This window comes from Isoptericola sediminis, from assembly GCF_013085345.1.
Lineage (GTDB): Bacteria > Actinomycetota > Actinomycetes > Actinomycetales > Cellulomonadaceae > Isoptericola > Isoptericola sediminis.
The window spans coordinates 106,750-127,821 of sequence record NZ_JABFAJ010000019.1 but is presented as its reverse complement, the minus strand read 5'-3'; the positions used below and the strand labels follow the sequence as shown (position 1 = coordinate 127,821).

The following is a 21,072-nucleotide window of genomic DNA, read 5'->3' as shown; positions in this document are numbered from 1 at the left end:
TGCGGTGGTCTCAGTTCTGCTGCTGACCGTTCTCCGCGGCGGCGATCTGGGCGCGGACGTCGTCCATGTCCAGGTCCTTGACCGCGTCGACGACCTGCTTGAGGGCGGGCGCGGGAAGCGCACCGGCCTGGTTGAAGACCATGATGCCCTCGCGGAACGCCATCAGGGTCGGGATGGCGCTGATGCCGGCGGCAGCGGCGATCTGCTGCTGAGCCTCGGTGTCGAGCTTGCCGTGCACGACGTCCGGGTGCTCCTCGCTCGACGCCTCGTAGACGGGCGCGAACTGGCGGCACGGGCCGCACCAGGAGGCCCAGAAGTCGACCAGCACGATGTCGTTGTCCTTGATCGCCTGCTCGAAGGTGGAGTCGGTGAGCTCGACGGTGGCCATGCGAAGTCCTCTCGTTGGGATGTGCTGCTACGGGTGCGAGCAATAAAACCCCACTGGGTATTCCCGGCCCGTCGCGTCCGGCCTCCGACCAGCAGATCACACCTGCGCAGGCCCCAGCCACCGCGCGACTGGTAGAAACGAGGGGTGACCGACACCGCCGAGTTCCCGCCGGACGACGACAACGGGCCCGAGTCCGCCCCCACCGGCTGGCTGACGCCCGAGGACCTCGCCGCCGTGCGCGCGCAGCTGCCCCTGGTGTACGTCGACGCCGTCCCGGTACGCGTCGACGACTCGGGCGACGTCGTGGCCGTCGGGCTGCTGCTGCGCGCCAGCCCGCTGGGCAACATGACCCGCGCTCTGGTCACCGGACGGGTGCTGTACCACGAGCGGGTGCGCGACGCCCTGCTGCGACACATCGAGAAGGACCTCGGGCCCGTCGCGCTGCCGCGCGTGCCGGCCTCGCCGCAACCGTTCACGGTCGCCGAGTACTTCCCCACCCCCGGGATCACCCCGTTCCACGACCCCCGCCAGCACGCCATCTCGCTGGCCTACGTCGTGCCCGTCACCGGGGACTGCCGACCCCAGCAGAACGCCCTGGACCTCGCCTGGCTCACGCCCGAGGAGGCGTGCAGCGACACGGTGCAGGCCGAGATGGTCAACGGCCAGGGCACCCTGGTGCGCCAGGCGATGGCGCACGTCGGACGCCTCGACTGAGCCGGCCCGGGAACGAGCGGCCCGCCGTCAGCCGAGGTCGAGGACCGGCCAGCCGGCCAGGTCCGCGCGCATCCGCCGGTCGTGGGTGGCCACGACGACGGCCGCCGGGGTGCGCTGCAGCGCCGGCGTCAGGGCGTCGACCAGGTCGACGGACAGGTGGTTCGTGGGCTCGTCGAGCACGAGCAGGTGGGGGGCGTGCAGCAGCGCCAGCGCCAGGTCCAGACGGCGCTGCTGCCCCACGCTGAGCTCGGTCACCGGCCGGTCCAGCTCGTCCTCCGTGAGCAGCCCCAGCGCCGCGACGGGCACCACGTGGTCCGGGTCGAGCTCGCCGCGGTCCAGGAGCGTCAGCGCCTCGGCCGCGTAGGTGTCGAAGCCGCTCCGTGCGCCGTCGGGCACCCGCCCCTCCTGGGCGACGGTGCCGAGACGCACCCCCGGCCGCAGCGTGCGGGTACCGCGGGCCAGCGTGCCCGTCCCGGTGAGCGCCGACAGCAGGGTGGACTTGCCCGTGCCGTTGGGCCCCACGACGAGGAGCCGGCCCGACGGCGGGACCGCCAGCCGCGTCCCGGGCAGGTCGAGCATCAGGCCGCCGTCCGGGGCCACGACCCGGGGCGAGCGCAGCTCGACCAGCGGGTCGCCGGGGTCCCAGCCCGGCGACATCGCCGGCAGGTCCGGGAAGGCCAGCTCCAGCGGCGGGGGCGGGACGTCGAGCGCCTCGGCCTCCAGCTGCTCCACGAGGCGGTCGGCCGCCTTGACGTGGATGCGGGCTCGCGTCCCGCGGCGGTGCTTCTGGGAACCCTTGGGCGGGCGCCACTCGTCGGAGAGACCCTCGTAGGACCTGTCCCGGCGGAACCACAGCGTGGCGGCGCGTTCCTGCTCCGCCCGGTAGCGCTGCTGCCAGCGGGCGAGCATCTGCGCCTTGCCGAACCGGTAGGCGTGGTAGCCGGGCTGCCCGTACAGCACGGGCCGGCCGTCCATCGAGGGGTCGAGGTCGTAGACGGCGGTCGCGACGTCGTCCAGCAGCTGCCGGTCGTGCGTGACCAGCACGACGCCGCCGCGCCACGTCCGCAGCTGCTCGGTCAGGTAGTCGACGCCGGAGTCGTCGAGGTGGTTGGTGGGCTCGTCCAGCAGCAGCAGGTCGGCCCGTTCGACGAGCCGGCACGCCAGCCGTACGCGGTAGCGCTGCCCGACCGACAGCGTGTCGAGCCGGCGGGCGTGGTCGCGGACGGCACCCAGCCGGGTCAGCGCCTCGTCGACGCGGCGGTCGGCGTCCCACGCCGCGAGGTGCTCGACCCGGCCCAGCAGCTCCCCCAGCGCGCGCAGGTCGCCACGGTCGTGGTCGAAGGCCTCGGCGGCCCGCTGCAGGTCGGTGGCGAGCGCCCGCAGGTCGGCGAGGGTGTCGGCGACGAGGTCGCCGACGGTGCGGCCCGCCGCCTCCGTGAGCTCCTGGGTCACCAGCGCCGCCGACCCGTGCCGCTGGAGTCGTCCGCCCTGGAGCGGCAGGGTGCCGGCGAGCAGGTGCAGCAGCGTGGACTTGCCGGACCCGTTCTCCCCCACGACGCCCAGGCGCATGCCGTCGGAGACGCGCAGGTCCACGCCCCGGAGCACGGGGTGCTCCGGGTAGGCGTAGGAGAGGTCGGACGCGACGAGCTGCACCGGACCAGCCTAGGCACCTCGACGTGGGCACCCGACCGCTCGGCGGGCCGGCGACCGCTCGCAGGTCGGCGATGCGAGTGTCCCGGTGATGGAGTGTGCTGTGGTCAGGCCGCCGTGTCCGGCGGCAGGCACCCGAGAGGACCAGCACATGAGCGGATCGGACCCGGTGATCGAGGTCGTCGGGCTGACCAAGTCCTACGGCAGGTTCCCGGCGCTGCGGGGACTGGACCTGCAGGTGGAGCGGGGCCAGGTGCACGGTTTCCTGGGCCCGAACGGTGCCGGGAAGTCCACGACGATCCGGGTGCTGCTGGGTCTGCTGAAGGCGGACGGCGGCACCGTCCGGATGCTGGGGCAGGACCCGTGGTCGGACGTCGTCGCGCTGCACCGGCGCCTCGCCTACGTGCCCGGCGACGTGTCGCTGTGGCCGGGCATGACCGGCGGCGAGGCGATCGACCTGCTCGGCTCGATGCGGGGCGGCCTGGACGAGACGCGGCGCACCGACCTGGTCGAGCGGTTCGAGCTGGACCCGACCAAGCGGGGCCGGCAGTACTCGAAGGGCAACCGGCAGAAGGTCGCGATCGTCGCGGCGCTGGCCTCGGACGTCGAGCTGCTGATCCTCGACGAACCCACCAGCGGCCTGGACCCGTTGATGGAGGCCGTGTTCCAGGAGGTCATCAGCGAGGCCGGGCAGCGCGGGGCGACCGTGCTGCTGTCCAGCCACATCATGGCCGAGGTCGAGACGCTGGCCGACCGGCTCAGCATCATCCGCGAGGGACGGATCGTGCAGACCGGCACCCTCAAGGAGCTGCGCGGAGACGTGCGCACGACCGTGCGCGCCGTGCTCGAACGGGCTCCCGCCATCGACGAGCTGTCCTCGCTGCACGACGTCCACCTGGACGGCGACCGACTCACGGCGACGGTGGAGTCCACCCGGATCGGCGAGGCGATGACCTTGCTCACCGGGTACGGTCTGGTCTCGCTCACCGTCGAGCCGCCGTCGCTCGAGAGCCTGTTCCTGCGCCTGTACGAGGACGAGCAGGCGTCCGCCCCGACCGGGACGACGACCAGCGGCGAGACCGGGACCGCACCGTGAGCACGACGGCCACGGCCCACCACCCGGCGCACGCACAGCCCCGGGGCGGCCACCTGACCGGCACCGCTCCGCTGCTGCGCACGTCGCTGCGGCACGACGGGCGGCTGCTCGCCCCGTGGATCGCGATCGCCACCCTCTTGTCCGCCTCGTCGGTGCTGGTCTACCCCTGGGTGTTCCCCACCCAGCAGAGCCGTGAGGGTCTGGCGGCCGCCGTGGGGTCCAACCCCGCTCTCGGCCTGATCTTCGGCCCGGCCTACGACCTGTCCACCGCGGACGGTTTCAACGCCTGGCGCGCCCTGGCCCTCGGCGGCTTCCTGTCCGCCCTCGGTGCGATCTTCGCGGTGATCCGGGCCACCCGGGCCCAGGAGGACTCCGGCCAGGCCGAGCTGCTCGCGTCCGGCGTGCTGGGGCGCGGCAGCCGGCTGCTGACGGGCGCCGCGATGGCGTTGATCGGCTCCCTCGTGCTGGGCGTGGTCGCCGCTCTGGTCACCGTGCTGTGCGGCGGCGGGTGGGAGGCCACGCTGCTGCTGGGTGCCACCTTCACCGCGACCGGCTGGATGTTCACCGGCGTCGCCGCGGTGACCGCGCAGCTCGGTGCCGACGCCCGCACCGCCAGCTCGATGGCCGTGGGCACCCTCGGGGTGCTGTTCGTGCTGCGCGGTTTCGCCTACTCCGTCGACGCCCCGGGGTGGACCTCCTGGGTCAATCCCCTGTCGTGGATGACCGAGACCCGTCCCGCCAGCGGGAACACCTGGTGGCCGCTGTCGCTCGCCGTCGTCCTGACCTTGGTGCTCCTCGCCGTCGCGTTCACCCTCCAGGCCCGTCGCGACTTCGGCCAGGGCACGATCACGCCCGGCCCCGGCCCGGCCCGCGGGAAGGACACCACGGCCTGGCGCCTGGCCGTGCGGCTCAACCGCGGCCCCCTCGTCACCTGGGCCCTCGCGTCCCTCATGCTCGGTGTCGTCTTCGGCTACCTCGCCACCTCGATCACGGACATCTTCGGCGCGGACCCGGCCGTGCAGCAGATCCTCGCCGCCGGCGCCACGAGCCCCGACGAGCTCACCTCGGCGTTCGTCGTCACGATCCTCAGCCTGGTCGGCATCATCGCCGCCGTCCCCGGTGTGCAGATCATGCTCAAGGTCCGCAGCGAGGAGACGGTCGACCGCGTCGAGCCGATCCTGGCCACCGCCGTCTCACGGACCCGCTACTACGCACGTCACGTGCTCCTCGCCCTGGGGGCGTCGAGTCTGTACGTCCTGGTCGCGGGGGCGGTCATCGGATGGCTCGCCGGCACCGCCGACATCGGCGTCGGCGTCGGCGACGTCCTGCGCCAGGCCGTGGCCACCGTGCCCGCCGTCTGGACGGTCGTCGCGGTGTCCGTGGCGGTCGTCGGCGCCCGGCCGGCCGTCGCCCTCGTCGCCTGGGTCGGCGTCCTCGTCTCGTTCCTCCTCACCCTGCTCGGCCCGACGTTCGGCCTCGACGACTGGGTGCTCGGTATCAGTCCCTTCTGGCACGTCCCGGACGTCAGCGCCGCGGACGTCGACCTCACGGGGCTGGGCTGGATCAGCCTGGTCACCGTGGGGTTCCTCCTCGTCGGGTTCGTCGGCTTCCGCCGGCGGGACCTGGCCCGGTGACCGCCCGCGTCGAGGATCCCGCGGCGCCACGATCCGCCCGTCCGCGCGACGCGGACCTGGACGCGGCGTCCCGGGATCAGCCGCCGAACCGCTCCACGAGCCCGGCCAGGGTCGGCACACCGCGCGACGTGGCGCGCCGGGCCCCGGCCGCCTCCAGGGCCGGTGTCCCGTTGCTCTGCCGGTCGCGGTCGTTGTGCACGACCGCCCAGCCCGGTCCCCGGTCCACGACGGCGCACCGGCGGCGTCCCGCCTCGTGGGCCAGGACGTCGTCGGCGATCACCACGGTGCCCGGGAACAGGGTCAGCTCGCGGCGGTGCGCGTCCGGTCCGGCGTGCCGGTCCACGACCTGCTCGAGGAACGCGAGGGGGCGCACCAGGACCAGGTCGTCGTAGGGGGTGCGCACGGCCAGCGCGGTCAGGACGTCGTCCACCACGGCGTCGGGGTCGTCGCCCGCGAAGACCATCGTGCCGTTCGACCGGTACGGCTCGGCCACGGCCGCGCCGGCCTCGGCGAAGGCCGCCCGCAGGTCGGCCGTGGTGGGCTGCGAGCGCTGACCCTGGTTCAGGTTCCGGAAGAAGGCCACGTGCACGTGATCCATCCTGCCTCAACGGTCCGCTCTGACCCGACGCGTCCGGGCCCGGACCCCCCGTGGGGTCCGGGCCCGGACGTCGAGCACGGGGACGACGTCCCCTACTCGGTCTCCGCCACGGGGGACGTCACCCGGCGCGCCGGGTACCGCAGCTCCTCGACCATCTCCTGCACGTGCTCCGTCGGTGGCGTCGTCAGCTTCGAGACGACGACCGTGACGACCACGTTCACCAGCGCACCCAGCGCGCCGATGCCCTCCGGCGAGATGCCGAACAGGAACTCGTGCGACGACGTCCCGAACACCTCGAGGGTGTAGATCATGTACGCCCCGGTGAACGCCAGGCCGGAGATCATGCCGGACGCCGCCCCGACGGCGTTGGCGCGCTTCCAGAAGATCCCCAGCACGAGGATCGGGAAGAACGTCGACGCCGCCAGCCCGAAGGCGAAGGCGACCACCTGGGCCACGTACGCCGGCGGGTTGATGCCGCCGTAGATCGCCACCAGCACCGCGGCACCCATCGCGATCCGCCCCACGAGCAGGCGGCGCGAGTCCGACGTCGGCTTCTTCACGACCCGGAAGTACAGGTCGTGCGACACCGAGGAGGAGATGACGAGCAGCAGACCGGCCGCCGTCGACATCGCGGCGGCCAGGCCGCCGGCCGCGACCAGCCCGACGATCGGTGCGGGCAGCCCGGCGATCTCCGGGGTGGCCAGCACCAGGATGTCGTTGTTGACGATCAGGTCCGCACCCGAGGCGGGGTCGTTGCTCAACGTCGTGATCGTCGACGCGGAGTCGGAGACCGTCACCAGCCCCGTGGCGGCCCAGTTGTTCACCCAGGCCGGCAGGGCGTCCACCGCCACCCCGTTCACCGACTGCATGAGGTTCAGCTTGGTGAACGCCCCCACGGCCGGGGCCGTGGTGTACAGCAGGCCGATGAACACCAGCGCCCACAGCGCGCTGAACCGGGCACCGCGCACCGACTTCGTGGTGTAGAAGCGGATGATGACGTGCGGCAGACCCGCCGTGCCGATCATCAGCGACAGGGTCACCAGGAACACGTCGAGCTGGGGCCGCACGGCGAACGCCTCGGTGTACTGCTCGAGGCCGAACTCCTGGCTCAGCGCGTTCAGCTCGTCGAGGATCTGCCCGAACGTCACCTGCGGCACCGGGAAGCCGGTCATCTTCTGCGCGATCGTCCACGCCGGGATGAGGTAGGCGACGATCATCACCGTGTACTGGGCGACCTGGGTCCAGGTGATGCCCTTCATCCCGCCCAGCACCGCGTACAGGAAGATGACGCCCGCGGCCACGGCCACGCCGCCCTCGATCGTGAGGTTGAGGAACCGGCTGAACACGATGCCGCCGCCGCGCATCTGACCCACCACGTAGGTGAAGGACACGATGATCGCGGCCACCGCCGCGATGAGCCGCACGTACTCCGAGTACCGGTCCCCGACGAACTCGGGGACGGTGAACTTGCCCCACTTGCGCAGGTACGGGGCGAGCAGCAGCGCCAGCAGCACGTAGCCGCCCGTCCAGCCCATGAGGTAGACGGAGCCGTCCGACCCCAGGAAGGCGATGAGGCCCGCCATGGAGATGAACGACGCCGCGGACATCCAGTCGGCGGCGACGGCGGCACCGTTCGCCACGGCGGGGATGCCCTGGCCCGCGACGTAGAAGCCCTTGGTCTCGCGGACGCGGCTGCGCCACGCGATGGTCAGGTAGGTCCCGAAGGACAGACCCACGAAGACGAGGGTCCAGATCTGGATGTCGCTCACAGCCGCCGGCCCTCCTCGTCACGCTCGGCCACGCCGTACTCGTCGTCGAGCCTGTCCATGCGCAGCGTGTACACGAGGATCAGGACGATGAACGTGTAGATCGAGCCCTGCTGGGCGAACCACAGCCCCAGGGGGAAGCCGAAGACCTCGATCGTGTTGAGCTGCTCGATGAACAGGATCCCGCACACGAACGAGACCAGGAACCAGATGCTGAGCAGCACGATCATCAGCCGCAGGTTCTTCTTCCAGTACTCCTGGCGCCACCCGTTGTCGGGCGGTGGCCCGGGATCCGGCGAGCTGCCTCGCTCGGTGTCGACCATCGGACGCTCCCTTCGTCGCGTTCCCCCGGACGTCGTCGTCCGGGGCACGTCCGTCCTCGTACGCACCCGAGCGAAGCGCAGCGGTGACCGCGGTCACAAGACCTTCACACCCCGGCGGCAGGGTCCGTCCCGCGAACGGTCGGCAGACGGCGCCCACCGGTCGCCCCCGCGCGACCGCACCGCTCGGGCGGCCCGACCGACCGCCCGCGGGACGAACCGTGCCGCTCACCGACTCCCGGGCTCCCTCCCGCCGTCCGGGACCTACAGTCGGACCCATGGCCTCGACGACGAGCACCTCCCTGGGCAACCTGCTGCGCGCCGGCGGACGCACGCCGGCCCGACGGACCCGGGTCTTCCACCCGGGCAGTCTGGGCATGCTGCTCGGGGCGCTCGCCGTGATCGTCGGCAGCCTCCTGCCCTGGGTCATCACCCCGGTCGGCACCCTGAGCGGCACCGCCGGCCCCGGGCTGTGGACGCTGTGCGCAGGCTTCGTCGCCGTGGCCGGCGCGGTGATCCCGCGCCGCTGGGTCGCGATCTCCCACAGCCTCGTCGCCGGCACCTCCGTGGCCTTCGTGGTGGGCTGGCAGCTCGTGCGGCTCGGCGAGGTCAGCGCGGCCACGGACTCCTGGGGCCAGGCCATGCCCGGCATCGGCCTGGTCATGGCGGCCGGTGGTGCCGTCGTGCTGCTCGCCACGGGTGTCCGGGTGCTGCGCTCCCCCGCCGTCGCCGCGTCATGACCCGGCGGGGCGCCCCGTCCGGCTCTTCCCCGCCGGCCCGGCGCTCCGTACAGTGCTCGGTCATGGACGACGACGTCGGCACGCGGGACACGCCCGCCGAGGTGGATGCGACCTTCCGCACCCTGCGACGCGTCGCCGTCGGCTACTTCGTCGTGTTCCTGCTCGGCGTCGCGGCCTTCCCGGTGCTGACGCTGACCCTCGACTGGTGGTCGCAGGCACGCCTCGTCGGCGGCATGAGCCCGGGCTTCCTCGTGGCTGCCTTCGGGCTGTACGGCTTCTTCGCCGTGCTGGGGATCGCGGCCGCCCGGCTGTCCTCGGCCGTGGAGCACCGGATGCTGGGCGAGGCCGCCCAGCCCGCGGACGACACCGTGGACGAGGAGGACGCCCGGTGACGCTGGCCAGCGGTCTGACGCTCACCGTCGTCCTGGCCCTCGTGTCGGTGGTCGCGCTGGTGATGCGCCCGCGCGGGACGTCGACCGTCGACTTCTACCTCGCCGGGCAGCGCGTGGGCGTGGCGACGAACGCGTGGGCGATCTGCGGCGACTACTTCTCCGCCGCCTCGTTCCTGGGCGTGGCCGCCGCGGTGTACGCCACGGGCCTGGACGGCGCCTGGTACGCCGTGGGCTTCGCCGCCGGGTTCGTCCCGGTGCTGCTGTTCGTCGCCGCCCCGCTGCGCCGGTTCGGCGAGTTCTCCATCCCGGACTTCCTCGGCCGGCGGCTCGGCTCGGAGCGGGTGCGGCTCGTCGCGGTCGGCGTGGTCCAGCTGGTGATCCTGTCCTACCTGGTCCCCCAGACGGTCGGGTCCGGCATCACCTGGGAGCTGCTGGTCGGTCAGGGCGTGGCCGGGCTGAGCCCGTACGCCACCGGCATCGTGGTGTCCACGGCGGTGGTGGCCGCCCTCGTCTCGTTCGGGGGCATGCGGGGCACCACGTGGACGCAGGCGGTGCAGTTCCTGCTGCTGCTCGGGGCGCTGCTGTGGCTCGCCGCGACCGTGATCGGCGAGGGCTTCCACTACGGCGACGCCGTGGAGCAGATCTCCACGGCGCCGCTGGGGAACCCGGCGCCGGACGGCGGGCTGGCCACGGAGCCCAACGCCCTGCACCCGGGCGAACCCGCGGTGTTCGGCGAACCGGGTGCCCGCTACGACGTGCTGGGCCAGATCGCGCTCATGGTCACGCTCGCGATGGGCACCGCCGGGCTGCCGCACGTGATGAACCGGTACTTCACCTCCCCCACCGGCAGCGCCGCCCGCACCACCACCGTGTGGGTGCTGTGCCTCGCCGGGGTGTTCTACGCCGTGGCGGTCATGCTGGGCACCGCGGCCCGCGAGATCGTCCCTGGCGCCGTGGCCGACAACCCGTGGCTCGACGAGCTCACCGTGGACGGCGTGCTGACGGTCCCGGAGCACGCGCTGCCGGTGCTGGGGCGGATCTACGGCGGTGACGCGGGGCTCGGCGTCGTCGCGGCCGGTGCCCTCATCGCCGTGCTGTCGACCATCGCCGGTCTGCTGCTCGCCGCGGCCGCGTCCTGGGGCCACGACGTCTACGAACGCCACCTCAACCCCCGCGCCACCCAGCGGCAGGCCGTGCGCGCCGGGCGCATCACCACCCTGGTGACCGCCGGCACGGCGGCCGGGATCGGGCTGGTGCTGAGGCCCGAGGCCTTCGCCGCCTCGACCCCCTCGATCGTGGCCACGATGGTCACCTGGGCGTTCGCGGTGGCCGGCTCCGCGCTGACCCCCGTGTTCCTGCTGTCGATCTGGTGGCGCCGCACCACGGCGGCCGGCGCCGTGGCCGGGATGACCACCGGCGTCGTGGTCGTGATCGCGATGCTGACCGCCGGGACGGTCGCCGACGGCTCCCCGTGGCCCGACCTGCTGCTCGCCCCGACCCTGCTGGCCGCACCGCTGACCACCGTGGTGACGGTCGTCGTCTCCCGGTCCACCGCGCCGCCGCCCGACGTCGAGCGGTCGTGGCTGATCATGCACGGCACGGCGGCCGACCGGCACACGCAGGCACTGGCCCGGCTCGTCCTCGCCGAGTCGCGCCGACGGCGCCGGGAGGTGCGACGTGCGCGGCGGTAGCTGGCTGCTGGCGGCGGTGCTCGTGGCGGCCTGGGGGCTGGTGTACCTGGTCACCCAGGTGCTGGTCACGCCCCCGCTCGGCGTGCTCGCGACGATGGTCGCCGGTCTCGTGGTGAGCACCGTCGTCGTCCTGGGCTACCCGTCGGCCCTGCGCGGACCGCGGTCCGGGTCCGGCACCCGCACGCGGGCCTGGCGCCCGGCCGCCCGGCCGCAGGACCCCCGCGGCCTGCGCGACGGTCTGACGATCGCCGCGGCGGGCCGGTCCGTCCCGCTGCGGAACGGGCTGACCCGGGACGCGGCACGGCGCACCGCCCAGCTCATCCGGCCGCTGCTCGGCGGGGACTCGATCGCCATCACCGACACTGAGCAGGTGCTCGCGTTCGTCGGCCCGGGCAGCGACCACCACAAGGTCGGCCAGGCGATGCAGACCCGCGTCTCCCGGCTCGCGCTCGGCAAGGGCCGCACCGTCGTCGTCCACGCCCGCGAGGGCATCGGCTGCCCCGAGCCCGGTTGCCCGCTGCGCACCGCCGTCGTCGCCCCGCTGGCGGTCGCCGACCGGATCGTCGGCACCCTGAAGGTCTACCGCACCCAGGACGAGCCGGCCCCGCGGGTGCTGGTGGACGACATGGCCTCGATGCTCTCCCTGCACCTGGAGCTGGCCGAGATGGACCGCGAGCGCCACCTGGCCTCCGACGCCCAGCTCGACGCCCTGCGGGCGCAGATCAACCCGCACTTCCTGTTCAACATCCTCAACACCATCGCTTCCAAGTCCCGCACGGACCCGGACGAGGCCCGTCAGCTCCTGCTGCGGCTGAGCGACTTCTTCCGCTACGCCGTCCGCCAGGACGGGCACTTCGCGGAGTTCAGCCAGGAGTACTTCTTCGTGCGCACCTACGTGTCGCTGGAGCAGGCGCGGTTCGGCGACCGGTTGCGGGTGCGCTACGACATCGACCCGCAGGTGCTGACCTCCCGCGTGCCGGTGCTGGTCATCCAGCCGCTGGTCGAGAACGCCGTCAAGCACGGGATCGCCGACTCCGTCTCGGGCGGCACGGTGCACCTGCGGGCCCGCGTGGACCCGCTGACCCGCACGACCTCGATCCGGGTCAGCGACGACGGCGTCGGCATGCCGCCGGAGACGCTGGAACGCCTCCTGGCCGGCCGGCGACCCGACCCCGCGGCGTCGGGCGCGCACCACTCCGGGGTGGGGATGTGGAACATCTCCCAGCGCCTCGACGCGTTGTTCGGGGACCGGTACTCGTTCGACGTCGCCTCGCGGCCGGGCAAGGGCACGACCGTCGACCTGCGGATCCCGCTAAGGTGACGCCCGTGCGACCGAAGGCGCTGATCGTGGACGACGAGGCCCCCGCCCGGGCCGAGCTGCGCTACCTGCTCGAGGAGGTCGGCCAGGTCCAGGTCGTCGGTGAGGCCACCAACGGCGAGGAGGCCCTGCTGCTGCTGGACTCCCTCGACTACGACCTCGTGCTGCTGGACGTGCGCATGCCCGGCGGCTCCGGCCTGGAGGTCGCCGCCGCCCTGCGGGACCGTCCCCGCCCGCCCAAGGTCATCTTCACCACCGCCTACCCGGACCACGCCGTGGACGCCTTCGACCTCGCGGCCGTGGACTACCTGCTCAAGCCGTTCGACGCCGACCGGCTGCAGCGTGCCCTGGAGCGCGCCCTGCGCACCGACGGCGGAGGCACCGTGGAGCCGGCCGCCGACCGGGGCGACGACAGCGCGACGAGCCCGCCGCCCGGTCCGCGCCCGCCGTCGGGCGGCGACGCCGACACCCTCGTGCGCATCCCCGTGCAGCGCGACGGCCGCACCGTCCTGGTCGACGGCGCCTCGATCGTGTACGCCAGCGCGGCCCGCGGCTACTCCTACCTCAAGCTCGCCGACGAGCGGCTGCTGGTCACGATGTCGCTCAACGAGCTGGAGCGACGCCTGCGCGGGCACTTCTTCCGGGCCCACCGGTCCTACCTGGTCAACCTCGACCACGTGCGCGAGCTCGTCCCGGACTTCCAGGGCTCTCTCGTGGTCGTCATGGACGACCGGCAGCGGTCCCGGGTCGAGGTCTCGCGGCGTCACGCCCGCGAGCTGCGGCGACGGTTCGGCATGTGACGGGTGCCCGGCCCGCCCCGTTAGGGTGAGGGCCATGACCACGCGTGCAGACGGCCGTACCCCTGACCAGCTCCGCCCGGTGACGATCACCCGCCACTGGAGCGAGAACGCCGAGGGCTCGGTGCTCATCGAGTTCGGCAAGACCCGCGTGCTGTGCACCGCGTCGCTGACCGCGGGCGTTCCGCGCTGGAAGAAGGGTTCCGGCGAGGGCTGGGTGACCGCCGAGTACGCGATGCTGCCGCGTGCGACCAACGAGCGCAGCCCGCGCGAGTCCGTCAAGGGCAAGATCGGCGGCCGCACGCACGAGATCTCGCGTCTCATCGGCCGCGCGCTGCGCGCCGTCGTCGACGTCTCGGCGCTGGGCGAGAACACGATCGTGCTGGACTGCGACGTGCTGCAGGCCGACGGCGGCACCCGCACCGCCGCGATCACCGGCGCGTACGTGGCGCTCGCCGACGCCGTGGAGTGGGGCACCCGGCACGGCGTCATCACCCCGGGCGGCAAGACGGTGCTGACCGGGTCCGTGGCGGCGGTGAGCGTCGGCATCATCGACGGCACCCCGATGCTGGACCTGCCCTACGTCGAGGACGTGCGCGCCGAGACGGACATGAACGTCGTCACCACCGGTGACGGCGCCTTCGTCGAGGTCCAGGGCACCGCGGAGGGCGTCCCCCTCCGCCGCGACGAGCTGGACGCGCTGCTCGACCTCGCGGTGGCGGGCACCACCGAGCTCACCGCCGCCCAGCAGGCGGCGCTGGCCGAGGGCGCCTGAGGTGGCCGGCGCCCCGGCGTCGGCCCGGCTGGTGCTGGCCACGCACAACCGCAAGAAGCTCGTCGAGCTGCTGGCGATCCTGCGCGCCGAGCCCGGGCTGGCCGACCTGCCCGACGACGCGGTCGTCACCGCCGGGGACCTGGACGCCCCCGAGCCGGTCGAGGACGGCGTGACCTTCGCCGAGAACGCGCTGATCAAGGCGCGCGCCCTGGCGTCCGCGACGGGGCTGCCCGCCGTCGCGGACGACTCCGGGCTCAGCGTCGACGTGCTCGGTGGCGCCCCGGGGATCTTCTCGGCCCGCTGGGCGGGCCGCCACGGTGACGACGCGGCGAACCTGGAGCTGCTGCTCGGTCAGCTCGGCGACGTGCGCGACGAGCACCGTGCGGCGGCGTTCGTCTGCGCGGCCGCCCTGGTGACCCCCGACGGCCGCGAGGAGGTCGCGATGGGCGAGATGCCCGGGGTGCTGGTGCGCTCCCCGCGCGGCACGGGCGGGTTCGGGTACGACCCGATCCTCGTGCCGGTCGAGCAGCCGGCCGGCCCGGACGGGACGCCGGGCAGGCGCACGTCGGCGGAGCTGAGCGCCGCCGAGAAGAACGCGATCTCCCATCGCGGCAAGGCGCTGCGCTCCCTGGCTCCGGCCATCGCGGCGGCGCTGCGCCCCTGACCCTGTCCGCCCGTCACCGTTGTGGGCATGAAATCGGCAGCTCGACCCGGGGGTCGAGCTGCCGATTTCATGCCCACAGCGTCCCGGGTGGTCAGGACGTCTGGCGGCGGCGCTGGGCGAGAGCGGCCAGCAGCCGCCAGCCGATCATCGTCAGCGCCAGGAACACCGCGGTGACCAGGCTGAACGACCAGGCGAAGCCCCCGGTGAACAGCGGGCGCAGCAGCAGGCCGAGAGCCGCCGTCGCGAACCAGATCGCCACGCCCGTCGGCCACGGCTGCGCGGGCGCCCGCCACCCGCGGGTCGCGAGCCAGCCGACGGCCAGCCCGATCACGAACGGCGCGGCCACGGCCACGACGTGACCGGCCGACCCCGCCGAGGCGTGGCTCGCCGTGCCGACGAGGGTGAAGGCCAGCACGCACACGAGGTCGGCGATCACGGCCGGCCAGACGGGAAGCTTCTGCACGGCGTCGAGCGTACCCACCCGCCGGCTCAGAGCGTGTGGACGCCGCCGGCGACGGCGAGCTCCGTCGGGCCGTCGAACACGCCGCGGGCCTCGGCGAGCGTGTCGGCCGGGTCCGTCCACGCGGGCAGGTGCGTCAGCAGCAGCCGGCCGACAGCCGCCTCGGCGGCGACCTTCCCGGCGCGCCGGCCCGTGAGGTGGATGCCGCGCTCCACGCCGTCGTCACGTCCCTCGAGGAACGCCGCCTCGCACAGCAGCAGGTCGGCGCCCCGTGCCCCCTCGACCAACCCGGGGCACATGTCCGTGTCCCCGGAGAACACCAGGGTCGCGGACTCCCCCGCACGGTCCGACGACGGCCCGGTCACCCGCACGCCGTAGGCCTCGACCGGGTGGTTGACCCGGAACGGCTCCAGCGTCATCGGGCCGACCCGGACCGGCGACCCGGGCTCCCAGGTGCGGAAGGCGTACTCGGTGGCCATGTCCTCGCCCGGTTCGAGCCCGTACATCGCCGCGGCCCGCTCGCAGGTCGCGGACGGCCCCAGCACCGGCAGCTCGCGCGGGACCCCGGTGCGGACGACGCCGCGCTCCGGGTGGTACTTGAGGTACACGTACAGCCCGCTCAGGTCCGAGCAGTGGTCGGGGTGCAGGTGGGACAGGCCGATCGCGTCGAGGTCGGCCGGGTCCACGTGACGCTGCAGCGGACCCAGCGCACCCGACCCCAGGTCGAGCACCACGTTCCAGGTCCGCTCCGCGTCGTCGGCCTGCACCAGGTAGCAGGACGCGGGCGAGTCCGGCCCCGGCAACGAGCCGGAGACACCGACGGTCACGAGTCTCATGCAGCCTCCACGAGGTCGACCTCCGGTCCGAGGAACCGGCGGGCCAGGTCCGCGAACGGTGCCGGGCTCCCGGTCGCGGCGAAGCGGTGCTCCGGCGCGGGAGCGTCCAGCGACCGCTCCAGGTCGTGCGCCACGAGCTTGCGGTACACGTCCAGGGCCGTCTCCTCCGCCGAGGACACCAAGGTCACGTCCTGTCCCATCACGTACGAGATCGGGCCCGCCAGCAGCGGGTAGTGCGTGCAGCCCAGCACCAGCGTGTCCACGCCGGCCGCCCGCACCGGGGCGAGGTACTGGGTCGCGATGTCGAAGACCTCCGGTCCCGACGTCGTGCCCTCCTCGACCAGCCGGACGAACTCCGGGCACGCCTGGCTCGTCACCTCGATCCCGGGGGTGACGGCGAAGGCGTCGTCGTAGGCCAGCGAGTCCACCGTCGCCTTGGTCCCGATGACACCGATCCGACCGGAGCGGGAGGCGACGACGGCCCGGCGCGCCGCCGGCAGGATCACCTCGACCACGGGGATGCCGCGGCGGACGGTGTACCGCTCGCGCGCGTCCCGCAACGCCACCGCCGAGGCGGAGTTGCAGGCGATGACGAGCATCTTCACGCCGTCGTCCACCAGCCGGTCCATCACGGCGAGCGCCATGGCACGCACGGCGGCCAGCGGCTTGGGCCCGTACGGGCCGTTCGCCGTGTCGCCGATGTAGTGCAGGCGTTCGTGCGGGAGCTGGTCGAGGATCGAGCGGGCGACGGTGAGACCGCCCACCCCGCTGTCGAAGATCCCGATCGGGGCGTCGTTCACGGCTGGCAGCCTAACGTCGCGACGTCCTGAGCACCGGTTTCGTGATCGGAGCCACGCGTGGCACGCACCACAGCACCGGGCCGCCGACAGCCCTCAGTCCGTGCCGCGGCGGGCCCTGAGGTCGGCGAGGAGCTCGTCCATCAGGGACTCCTGGGCGAACCCGGCCGCGACGAACACCCCGCCCCAGTAGACGCGCTGCTCGGCGTCGAACCCCGACGCCTCGTCCGGGTCCCCGTCGTCGCCGTCCTCGTCCTCGTCCTCGTCCTCGTCCTCGGACATCAACCCCGACATGACCTCGTCGTGCAGCCGTTCGACGTCCCCGTCGTCGTCGAGGCCGAGCCGCTCGGCGAGCACGAGCCGCACGTCCGTCAGGGCGGCGGCGAAGTCCTGGGCGCCGTCGCGCTCGACGAGCACCTGGTCGCCGTCCCCCGGGTCGGTGACCGGTTCGACGGACGGGTCGACGGTCTCGGCGAACCCCCGCAGCCGGGCGACCTTGCCGGCGGCCAGGTCCGTCTGGGTCAGGTGGCGGAACTCGGCGGCGACCTCCTCGTCCTCCCGGTGGGCGTCCGGCAGCAGCCGCTGGACGGCCGGGTCGCGCGGGACGCGAGCGACCCCCGTGAAGGCGACCTCGGCGGACTCCGCGGCGTCCTCGGGCAGCCCCGAGTCCGCGCTGAGCAGGTCGGCGACGTCGCGGGCGACGCGCGCCAGCACCTCGCGCTCGACGGGCTCCCAGGTGGCGACGTACCCGGCAGGGGTGGACCGGAACGGCGTCATGCCCCCTCCCCTGCCGCGCCCGGCGCGTCCGACTGCTGCATGGTGGCCCACAGGCCGAACCCGTGCATCGCCTGCACGTCGACCTCCATGCGCTCCTTCGGGCCGGTCGACACGACCGCCCGGCCCTCGTGGTGCACCTGCAGCATCAGGGTGCGTGCCTTCGCCTCGGGGTACCCGAAGTAGCTCTCGAAGACGTACGAGACGTAGCTCATGAGGTTGACCGGGTCGTTCCACACGATGGTGACCCAGGGGTCGGCGAGTCCGAACACCTCCTCGGTGCTGGTGTCCTCCTGCGTCGCCGCTTCCGTCATGCCACCACCCTACGGGGACGGCCGCGCGGGGGCGGGACCGCACGCGCCGCACCCGTTCCTCCTGCCCGAAGCGGCGCGCGCGCCGTACCGTAGGGGCATGACCGACGAGCGACGGGCCGACGACGACCCGGCGACGAGCCCCCTGACCGTCCCGCCGTCCTCCTCGGACGTCCCCCTGACCGCACCCCGGCCCTCGCTCGGGCTCCTCACCGACCGGTACGAGCTGACGATGCTCGCGGCGGCGCTCGCCGACGGGACCGCCCACCGCCACTGCGTCTTCGAGGTGTTCACCCGTCACCTCCCGGCCGGCCGACGGTACGGCGTGCTGGCCGGCACGGGCCGGCTGCTCGAGGCGCTGCCCGCCTTTCGTTTCGGGGACACCGAGCTCGACTTCCTGGCCCGGCAGCGCGTGGTCGACGACCGGACCCTGGAGTTCCTGCAGGACTTCCGGTTCACCGGGACCGTCACCGGCTACGCGGAGGGCGAGACGTTCTTCCCGGGGTCGCCCGTGCTGCAGGTCGAGGGCACCTTCGCCGAGGCGGTGGTGCTGGAGACGCTGGTGCTGTCGATCCTCAACCACGACTCCGCCATCGCCTCGGCCGCGTCCCGGATGACCAGCGCCGCGGTGGACCGTCCCGTGATGGAGATGGGCTCGCGGCGCACGCACGAGGTCGCCGCTGTCGCCGCCGCCCGGGCCGCCGTCGTCGGCGGGTTCGTCGGGACGTCGAACCTCGAGGCCGGCTACCGCTACCGGCTCGAGACGATCGGTACCGCCGCCCACGCGTTCACGCTCCTGCACGACGACGAGAGCTCGGCGTTCTCCTCCCAGGTCTCGTGGCACGGGGTCGGGACGACGTTGCTGGTGGACACCTACGACGTGCGGCGCGGCGTGGACCGGGCGATCGAGGCGGCCGGCACCGGGCTGGGGGCCGTCCGGCTGGACTCCGGCGACCTCGGGGCGATGGCGATCGACGTCCGGGCCCGGCTCGACGAGCTCGGGGCCACCGGCACCAAGATCGTGGTGACCTCCGACCTGGACGAGCACGCCATCGCCGGCCTGGCCGCCGCACCGGTGGACGCCTACGGCGTCGGCACCGCGCTGGTGACGGGTTCGGGCGCCCCGACCTGCGGGATGGTCTACAAGCTCGTGGCGCGCGCCGACTCGGCGGGCCGGCTGCAGGCGGTGGCGAAGGCCTCGGCGCACAAGTCGACCGCGGGCGGGCGCAAGGCGGCCGCCCGTCGGCTGGACGAGGACGAGCGGGCCGTCGAGGAGGTGCTGTTCACGGGTCCGGACGAGGACGTCGTGGCGTGGGAGCCGCCCGAGGAGGCCGCCGACGGCGGCCGACTGCGCCCCCTGCAGGTGCCGCTGGTCACGGACGGAGCGATCGACTCGCGGTGGGTCGGCGCCCACGGGGTGAGCACGGCGGCCGAGCAGCACACCAGGTCCCGCAACGAGCTGCCCCGGGGAGCCCGGCGGCTCTCGGCCGGCGACCCGGCGATCCCCACGGTCACCGAGTCGTTGTCCTGACCGGCCGCAGCGGGACCGCGGGAACGCGCGTCAGCGCTTGCCGACGAACCAGCCGCGCACGGTCTCGACCCGGGCGTCGAGCTGGTCGGCGGTGGCCAGCGGCACCTCGGGACCGCCGCAGCGCCGACGCAGCTCGTTGTGCACCTTGCCGTGCGGGGTCCCGCTCTTGCGCGCCCAGGCGGAGACCAGCTTCGACAGCTCCTTGCGCAGCGCCGCCGCCCGGCGGTGCTCCTGCTCGGACTGCTCCAGGACGGCCTCGCCGCTGGTGGCGCCGTCGCGGCCGCGGGTCTGCGCCGCCTGACGCTGTCGCAGCAGCGTGGAGACCTGGTCGGCGTCCAGCAGCCCGGGGATCCCCAGGAAGTCCTGCTCGGCGTCCGAGCCGATGTCGCCGCCGGTGCCGAACTCGCCGCCGTCGAACAGCACACGGTCGAAGGAGGCCTGCGCGTCCAGCGCCTCGAAGGAACCCGTCAGCTCGCCGGACGCCTTCTCCTCCTTGTTGGCCGCGGCCAGCAGGGCGGCCTCCGGGTCGTACTCGATCCCCTGCTCCTCGGCCGTCTGCGGGCGGTCGAGGGCGTGGTCGCGCTCCGCCTCCAGCTCGTTGGCGAGGCCGAGCAGCAGCGGCACGCTCGGCAGGAACACCGACGCGGTCTCGCCGCGCTTGCGGGCGCGGACGAACCGGCCCACCGCCTGGGCGAAGAACAGCGGCGTCGAGGTGCTCGTGGCGTAGACGCCCACGGCCAGCCGGGGCACGTCGACGCCCTCGGAGACCATGCGCACCGCCACCATCCAGCGGTCCGTCCCGGCGGAGAACTCGTCGATGCGCGCCGAGGCGCCGTCGTCGTCGCTGAGCACGACCGTCGGCGAGGTCCCGGTGATGCGGGCCAGGTGCCCGGCGTAGGCGCGGGCGTCGGCCTGGTCGGTGGCGATGACGAGGCCGCCGGCGTCCGGGACGGAGCGGCGCATCTCGGTCAGCCGCCGGTCGGCCGCCGCCAGCACCGAGGGGATCCACTCGCCGCGCGGGTCCAGGGCCGTGCGCCACGCCTGGGAATGCATGTCCTTGGTCATGTCCTCGCCGAGGCGTGCGCTGACCTCGTCCCCGGCGCGGGTCCGCCAGCGCATCTCGCCGGAGTAGGTCATGAACAGCACCGGGCGCACCACGTGGTCGCGCAGCGCGTCGCCGTAGCCGTAGGTGTAGTCGGCCCTCGAGCGCCGGATGCCCTCGGCGTCGGCCTCGTAGGTGACGAACGGGATCGACGCCGTGTCCGACCGGAACGGGGTGCCGGTGAGCGCGAGACGTCGCGTGGCGTCCTCGAACGCGTCCCGGATGGCGTCGCCCCAGCTCAGGGCGTCACCCCCGTGATGCACCTCGTCGAGGATGACGAGGGTGCGGGCGGCCTCGGTGCGCGCCCGGTGCAGGGCGGGCTTGGCGGCCACCTGGGCGTAGGTCAGCGCGACGCCGTCGTAGTGCGACCCGTGCTTTCCCTGGGCGTTCTTGAACGACGGGTCGATCCGGATGCCCACCCGCGCGGCGGCGTCCGCCCACTGGTGCTTGAGGTGCTCCGTCGGCGCGACGACCGTCACCCGCCGGACCACGCCGGCGTCGAGCAGCTCGGTGGCCACCCGCAGGGCGAACGTGGTCTTGCCGGCGCCCGGCGTGGCGACGGCGAGGAAGTCGCGGGCCGAGCGCTGGTGGTAGAGCTCCAGGGCCTCGGCCTGCCACGCCCGCAGGTTCGACGCCGTGCCCCACGGGGCACGACGCGGGTATGCGGGGCTGAGGTGGGAGGCGGCCGAGACCGAGGGCGACTGCGGCAGCGGTTTGG

General features: G+C 73.5%; 22 protein-coding genes. 11 read left to right on the top strand and 11 right to left on the bottom strand.

What is annotated here, in order from left to right:
* Positions 1-10: 10 nt before the first annotated feature.
* Positions 11-388 (bottom strand): thioredoxin, encoded by a 378-nt coding sequence (gene trxA / locus HLI28_RS10830; RefSeq protein WP_171247532.1) that lies wholly within the window; start codon positions 386-388, stop codon positions 11-13.
* A gap of 144 nt (positions 389-532) precedes the next feature.
* On the opposite strand from trxA, the gene HLI28_RS10825 reads away from it, so the two are divergent.
* Positions 533-1,102 (top strand): NUDIX hydrolase family protein, encoded by a 570-nt coding sequence (locus HLI28_RS10825; RefSeq protein ID WP_171247531.1) that lies wholly within the window; start codon positions 533-535, stop codon positions 1,100-1,102.
* 27 nt (positions 1,103-1,129) lie between these two features.
* Here HLI28_RS10825 and HLI28_RS10820 read toward each other — a convergent pair whose 3' ends face one another.
* Entirely contained in the window at positions 1,130-2,755 is a 1,626-nt protein-coding gene (locus tag HLI28_RS10820) for an ATP-binding cassette domain-containing protein (RefSeq protein WP_171247530.1), read from the bottom strand.
* Between the two features lie 148 nt (positions 2,756-2,903).
* On the opposite strand from HLI28_RS10820, the gene HLI28_RS10815 reads away from it, so the two are divergent.
* The gene (locus HLI28_RS10815; RefSeq protein WP_171247529.1) at positions 2,904-3,848 is read left to right on the top strand and encodes an ABC transporter ATP-binding protein; all 945 of its coding nucleotides are present in this window, start codon (positions 2,904-2,906) and stop codon (positions 3,846-3,848) included.
* Positions 3,845-5,482 (top strand): ABC transporter permease, encoded by a 1,638-nt coding sequence (locus HLI28_RS10810; protein ID WP_343035795.1) that lies wholly within the window; start codon positions 3,845-3,847, stop codon positions 5,480-5,482. Before HLI28_RS10815 ends, HLI28_RS10810 begins: the two co-directional genes overlap by 4 nt.
* Before the next feature lie 76 nt (positions 5,483-5,558).
* On the opposite strand, the gene HLI28_RS10805 is transcribed toward HLI28_RS10810, so the two are convergent.
* The 3 genes from HLI28_RS10805 to HLI28_RS10795 all read right to left on the bottom strand — a co-directional run bounded on the left by HLI28_RS10805 (position 5,559) and on the right by HLI28_RS10795 (position 8,169).
* Entirely contained in the window at positions 5,559-6,080 is a 522-nt protein-coding gene (locus HLI28_RS10805; protein WP_171247528.1) for a DUF1697 domain-containing protein, read from the bottom strand.
* A 92-nt stretch (positions 6,081-6,172) separates the two neighbouring features.
* A complete protein-coding gene (locus tag HLI28_RS10800) occupies positions 6,173-7,849 on the bottom strand; it encodes a VC_2705 family sodium/solute symporter (protein ID WP_171247527.1) in 1,677 nt (558 codons plus the stop codon).
* Entirely contained in the window at positions 7,846-8,169 is a 324-nt protein-coding gene (locus HLI28_RS10795; protein ID WP_171247526.1) for a DUF4212 domain-containing protein, read from the bottom strand. The genes HLI28_RS10800 and HLI28_RS10795 overlap by 4 nt, the downstream gene beginning before the upstream one ends.
* Before the next feature lie 275 nt (positions 8,170-8,444).
* Here HLI28_RS10795 and HLI28_RS10790 point away from each other — a divergent pair, with 275 nt between their 5' ends.
* The 7 genes from HLI28_RS10790 to rdgB all read left to right on the top strand — a co-directional run bounded on the left by HLI28_RS10790 (position 8,445) and on the right by rdgB (position 14,543).
* On the top strand, positions 8,445-8,906 hold the full coding sequence (locus HLI28_RS10790) for a hypothetical protein (protein ID WP_246246648.1): 462 nt from the start codon (positions 8,445-8,447) through the stop codon (positions 8,904-8,906).
* Between the two features lie 62 nt (positions 8,907-8,968).
* Positions 8,969-9,298: a hypothetical protein gene (locus HLI28_RS10785; RefSeq protein ID WP_171247525.1), complete on the top strand. Its 330-nt coding sequence runs from the start codon at positions 8,969-8,971 to the stop codon at positions 9,296-9,298.
* The gene (locus HLI28_RS10780; protein WP_171247524.1) at positions 9,295-10,989 is read left to right on the top strand and encodes a sodium:solute symporter family transporter; all 1,695 of its coding nucleotides are present in this window, start codon (positions 9,295-9,297) and stop codon (positions 10,987-10,989) included. Before HLI28_RS10785 ends, HLI28_RS10780 begins: the two co-directional genes overlap by 4 nt.
* The gene (locus HLI28_RS10775) at positions 10,976-12,310 is read left to right on the top strand and encodes a histidine kinase (RefSeq protein WP_171247523.1); all 1,335 of its coding nucleotides are present in this window, start codon (positions 10,976-10,978) and stop codon (positions 12,308-12,310) included. The genes HLI28_RS10780 and HLI28_RS10775 overlap by 14 nt, the downstream gene beginning before the upstream one ends.
* A 5-nt stretch (positions 12,311-12,315) precedes the next feature.
* On the top strand, positions 12,316-13,107 hold the full coding sequence (locus tag HLI28_RS10770) for a response regulator (RefSeq protein ID WP_171247522.1): 792 nt from the start codon (positions 12,316-12,318) through the stop codon (positions 13,105-13,107).
* Between the two features lie 34 nt (positions 13,108-13,141).
* Positions 13,142-13,879 (top strand): ribonuclease PH, encoded by a 738-nt coding sequence (gene rph / locus HLI28_RS10765; RefSeq protein WP_171247521.1) that lies wholly within the window; start codon positions 13,142-13,144, stop codon positions 13,877-13,879.
* Between the two features lies 1 nt (position 13,880).
* A complete protein-coding gene (rdgB, locus tag HLI28_RS10760; protein ID WP_171247520.1) occupies positions 13,881-14,543 on the top strand; it encodes an RdgB/HAM1 family non-canonical purine NTP pyrophosphatase in 663 nt (220 codons plus the stop codon).
* Positions 14,544-14,634: 91 nt separating this feature from the next.
* Here rdgB and HLI28_RS10755 read toward each other — a convergent pair whose 3' ends face one another.
* The 5 genes from HLI28_RS10755 to clpS all read right to left on the bottom strand — a co-directional run bounded on the left by HLI28_RS10755 (position 14,635) and on the right by clpS (position 17,724).
* Positions 14,635-15,006 carry a DUF3054 domain-containing protein gene (locus HLI28_RS10755; RefSeq protein ID WP_304603536.1) on the bottom strand — a complete coding sequence of 124 codons (372 nt, stop codon included), beginning with the start codon at positions 15,004-15,006 and terminating at the stop codon, positions 14,635-14,637.
* Positions 15,007-15,032: 26 nt separating this feature from the next.
* Positions 15,033-15,839: an MBL fold metallo-hydrolase gene (locus HLI28_RS10750; RefSeq protein WP_171247519.1), complete on the bottom strand. Its 807-nt coding sequence runs from the start codon at positions 15,837-15,839 to the stop codon at positions 15,033-15,035.
* A complete protein-coding gene (gene murI / locus HLI28_RS10745; protein WP_171247518.1) occupies positions 15,836-16,639 on the bottom strand; it encodes a glutamate racemase in 804 nt (267 codons plus the stop codon). The genes HLI28_RS10750 and murI overlap by 4 nt, the downstream gene beginning before the upstream one ends.
* A gap of 93 nt (positions 16,640-16,732) precedes the next feature.
* A complete protein-coding gene (locus HLI28_RS10740; RefSeq protein ID WP_171247517.1) occupies positions 16,733-17,413 on the bottom strand; it encodes a DUF2017 family protein in 681 nt (226 codons plus the stop codon).
* Entirely contained in the window at positions 17,410-17,724 is a 315-nt protein-coding gene (gene clpS, locus HLI28_RS10735) for an ATP-dependent Clp protease adapter ClpS (protein ID WP_171247516.1), read from the bottom strand. The genes HLI28_RS10740 and clpS overlap by 4 nt, the downstream gene beginning before the upstream one ends.
* Positions 17,725-17,821: 97 nt before the next feature.
* Between clpS and HLI28_RS10730 the strand changes: the two genes are divergently transcribed.
* Positions 17,822-19,252, top strand: a complete 1,431-nt coding sequence (locus HLI28_RS10730; protein WP_171247515.1) for a nicotinate phosphoribosyltransferase — start codon at positions 17,822-17,824, stop codon at positions 19,250-19,252.
* A 30-nt stretch (positions 19,253-19,282) separates the two neighbouring features.
* Here the strand turns inward: HLI28_RS10730 and HLI28_RS10725 are convergent, their stop codons facing one another.
* Positions 19,283-21,064: a DEAD/DEAH box helicase gene (locus tag HLI28_RS10725; protein ID WP_246246667.1), complete on the bottom strand. Its 1,782-nt coding sequence runs from the start codon at positions 21,062-21,064 to the stop codon at positions 19,283-19,285.
* Positions 21,065-21,072 lie beyond the last annotated feature (8 nt).

What these genes read in the sequence shown, in the direction of transcription:
- trxA (WP_171247532.1), bottom strand. Translation starts at nt 388, where the DNA reads ATGGCCACCGTCGAGCTCACCGACTCCACCTTCGAGCAGGCGATCAAG.
- HLI28_RS10815 (WP_171247529.1), top strand. Translation starts at nt 2,904, where the DNA reads ATGAGCGGATCGGACCCGGTGATCGAGGTCGTCGGGCTGACCAAGTCC.
- HLI28_RS10805 (WP_171247528.1), bottom strand. Translation starts at nt 6,080, where the DNA reads ATGGATCACGTGCACGTGGCCTTCTTCCGGAACCTGAACCAGGGTCAG.
- HLI28_RS10795 (WP_171247526.1), bottom strand. Translation starts at nt 8,169, where the DNA reads ATGGTCGACACCGAGCGAGGCAGCTCGCCGGATCCCGGGCCACCGCCC.
- HLI28_RS10790 (WP_246246648.1), top strand. Translation starts at nt 8,445, where the DNA reads ATGGCCTCGACGACGAGCACCTCCCTGGGCAACCTGCTGCGCGCCGGC.
- HLI28_RS10785 (WP_171247525.1), top strand. Translation starts at nt 8,969, where the DNA reads ATGGACGACGACGTCGGCACGCGGGACACGCCCGCCGAGGTGGATGCG.
- rph (WP_171247521.1), top strand. Translation starts at nt 13,142, where the DNA reads ATGACCACGCGTGCAGACGGCCGTACCCCTGACCAGCTCCGCCCGGTG.
- HLI28_RS10750 (WP_171247519.1), bottom strand. Translation starts at nt 15,839, where the DNA reads ATGAGACTCGTGACCGTCGGTGTCTCCGGCTCGTTGCCGGGGCCGGAC.
- HLI28_RS10740 (WP_171247517.1), bottom strand. Translation starts at nt 17,413, where the DNA reads ATGACGCCGTTCCGGTCCACCCCTGCCGGGTACGTCGCCACCTGGGAG.
- clpS (WP_171247516.1), bottom strand. Translation starts at nt 17,724, where the DNA reads ATGACGGAAGCGGCGACGCAGGAGGACACCAGCACCGAGGAGGTGTTC.
- HLI28_RS10730 (WP_171247515.1), top strand. Translation starts at nt 17,822, where the DNA reads ATGACCGACGAGCGACGGGCCGACGACGACCCGGCGACGAGCCCCCTG.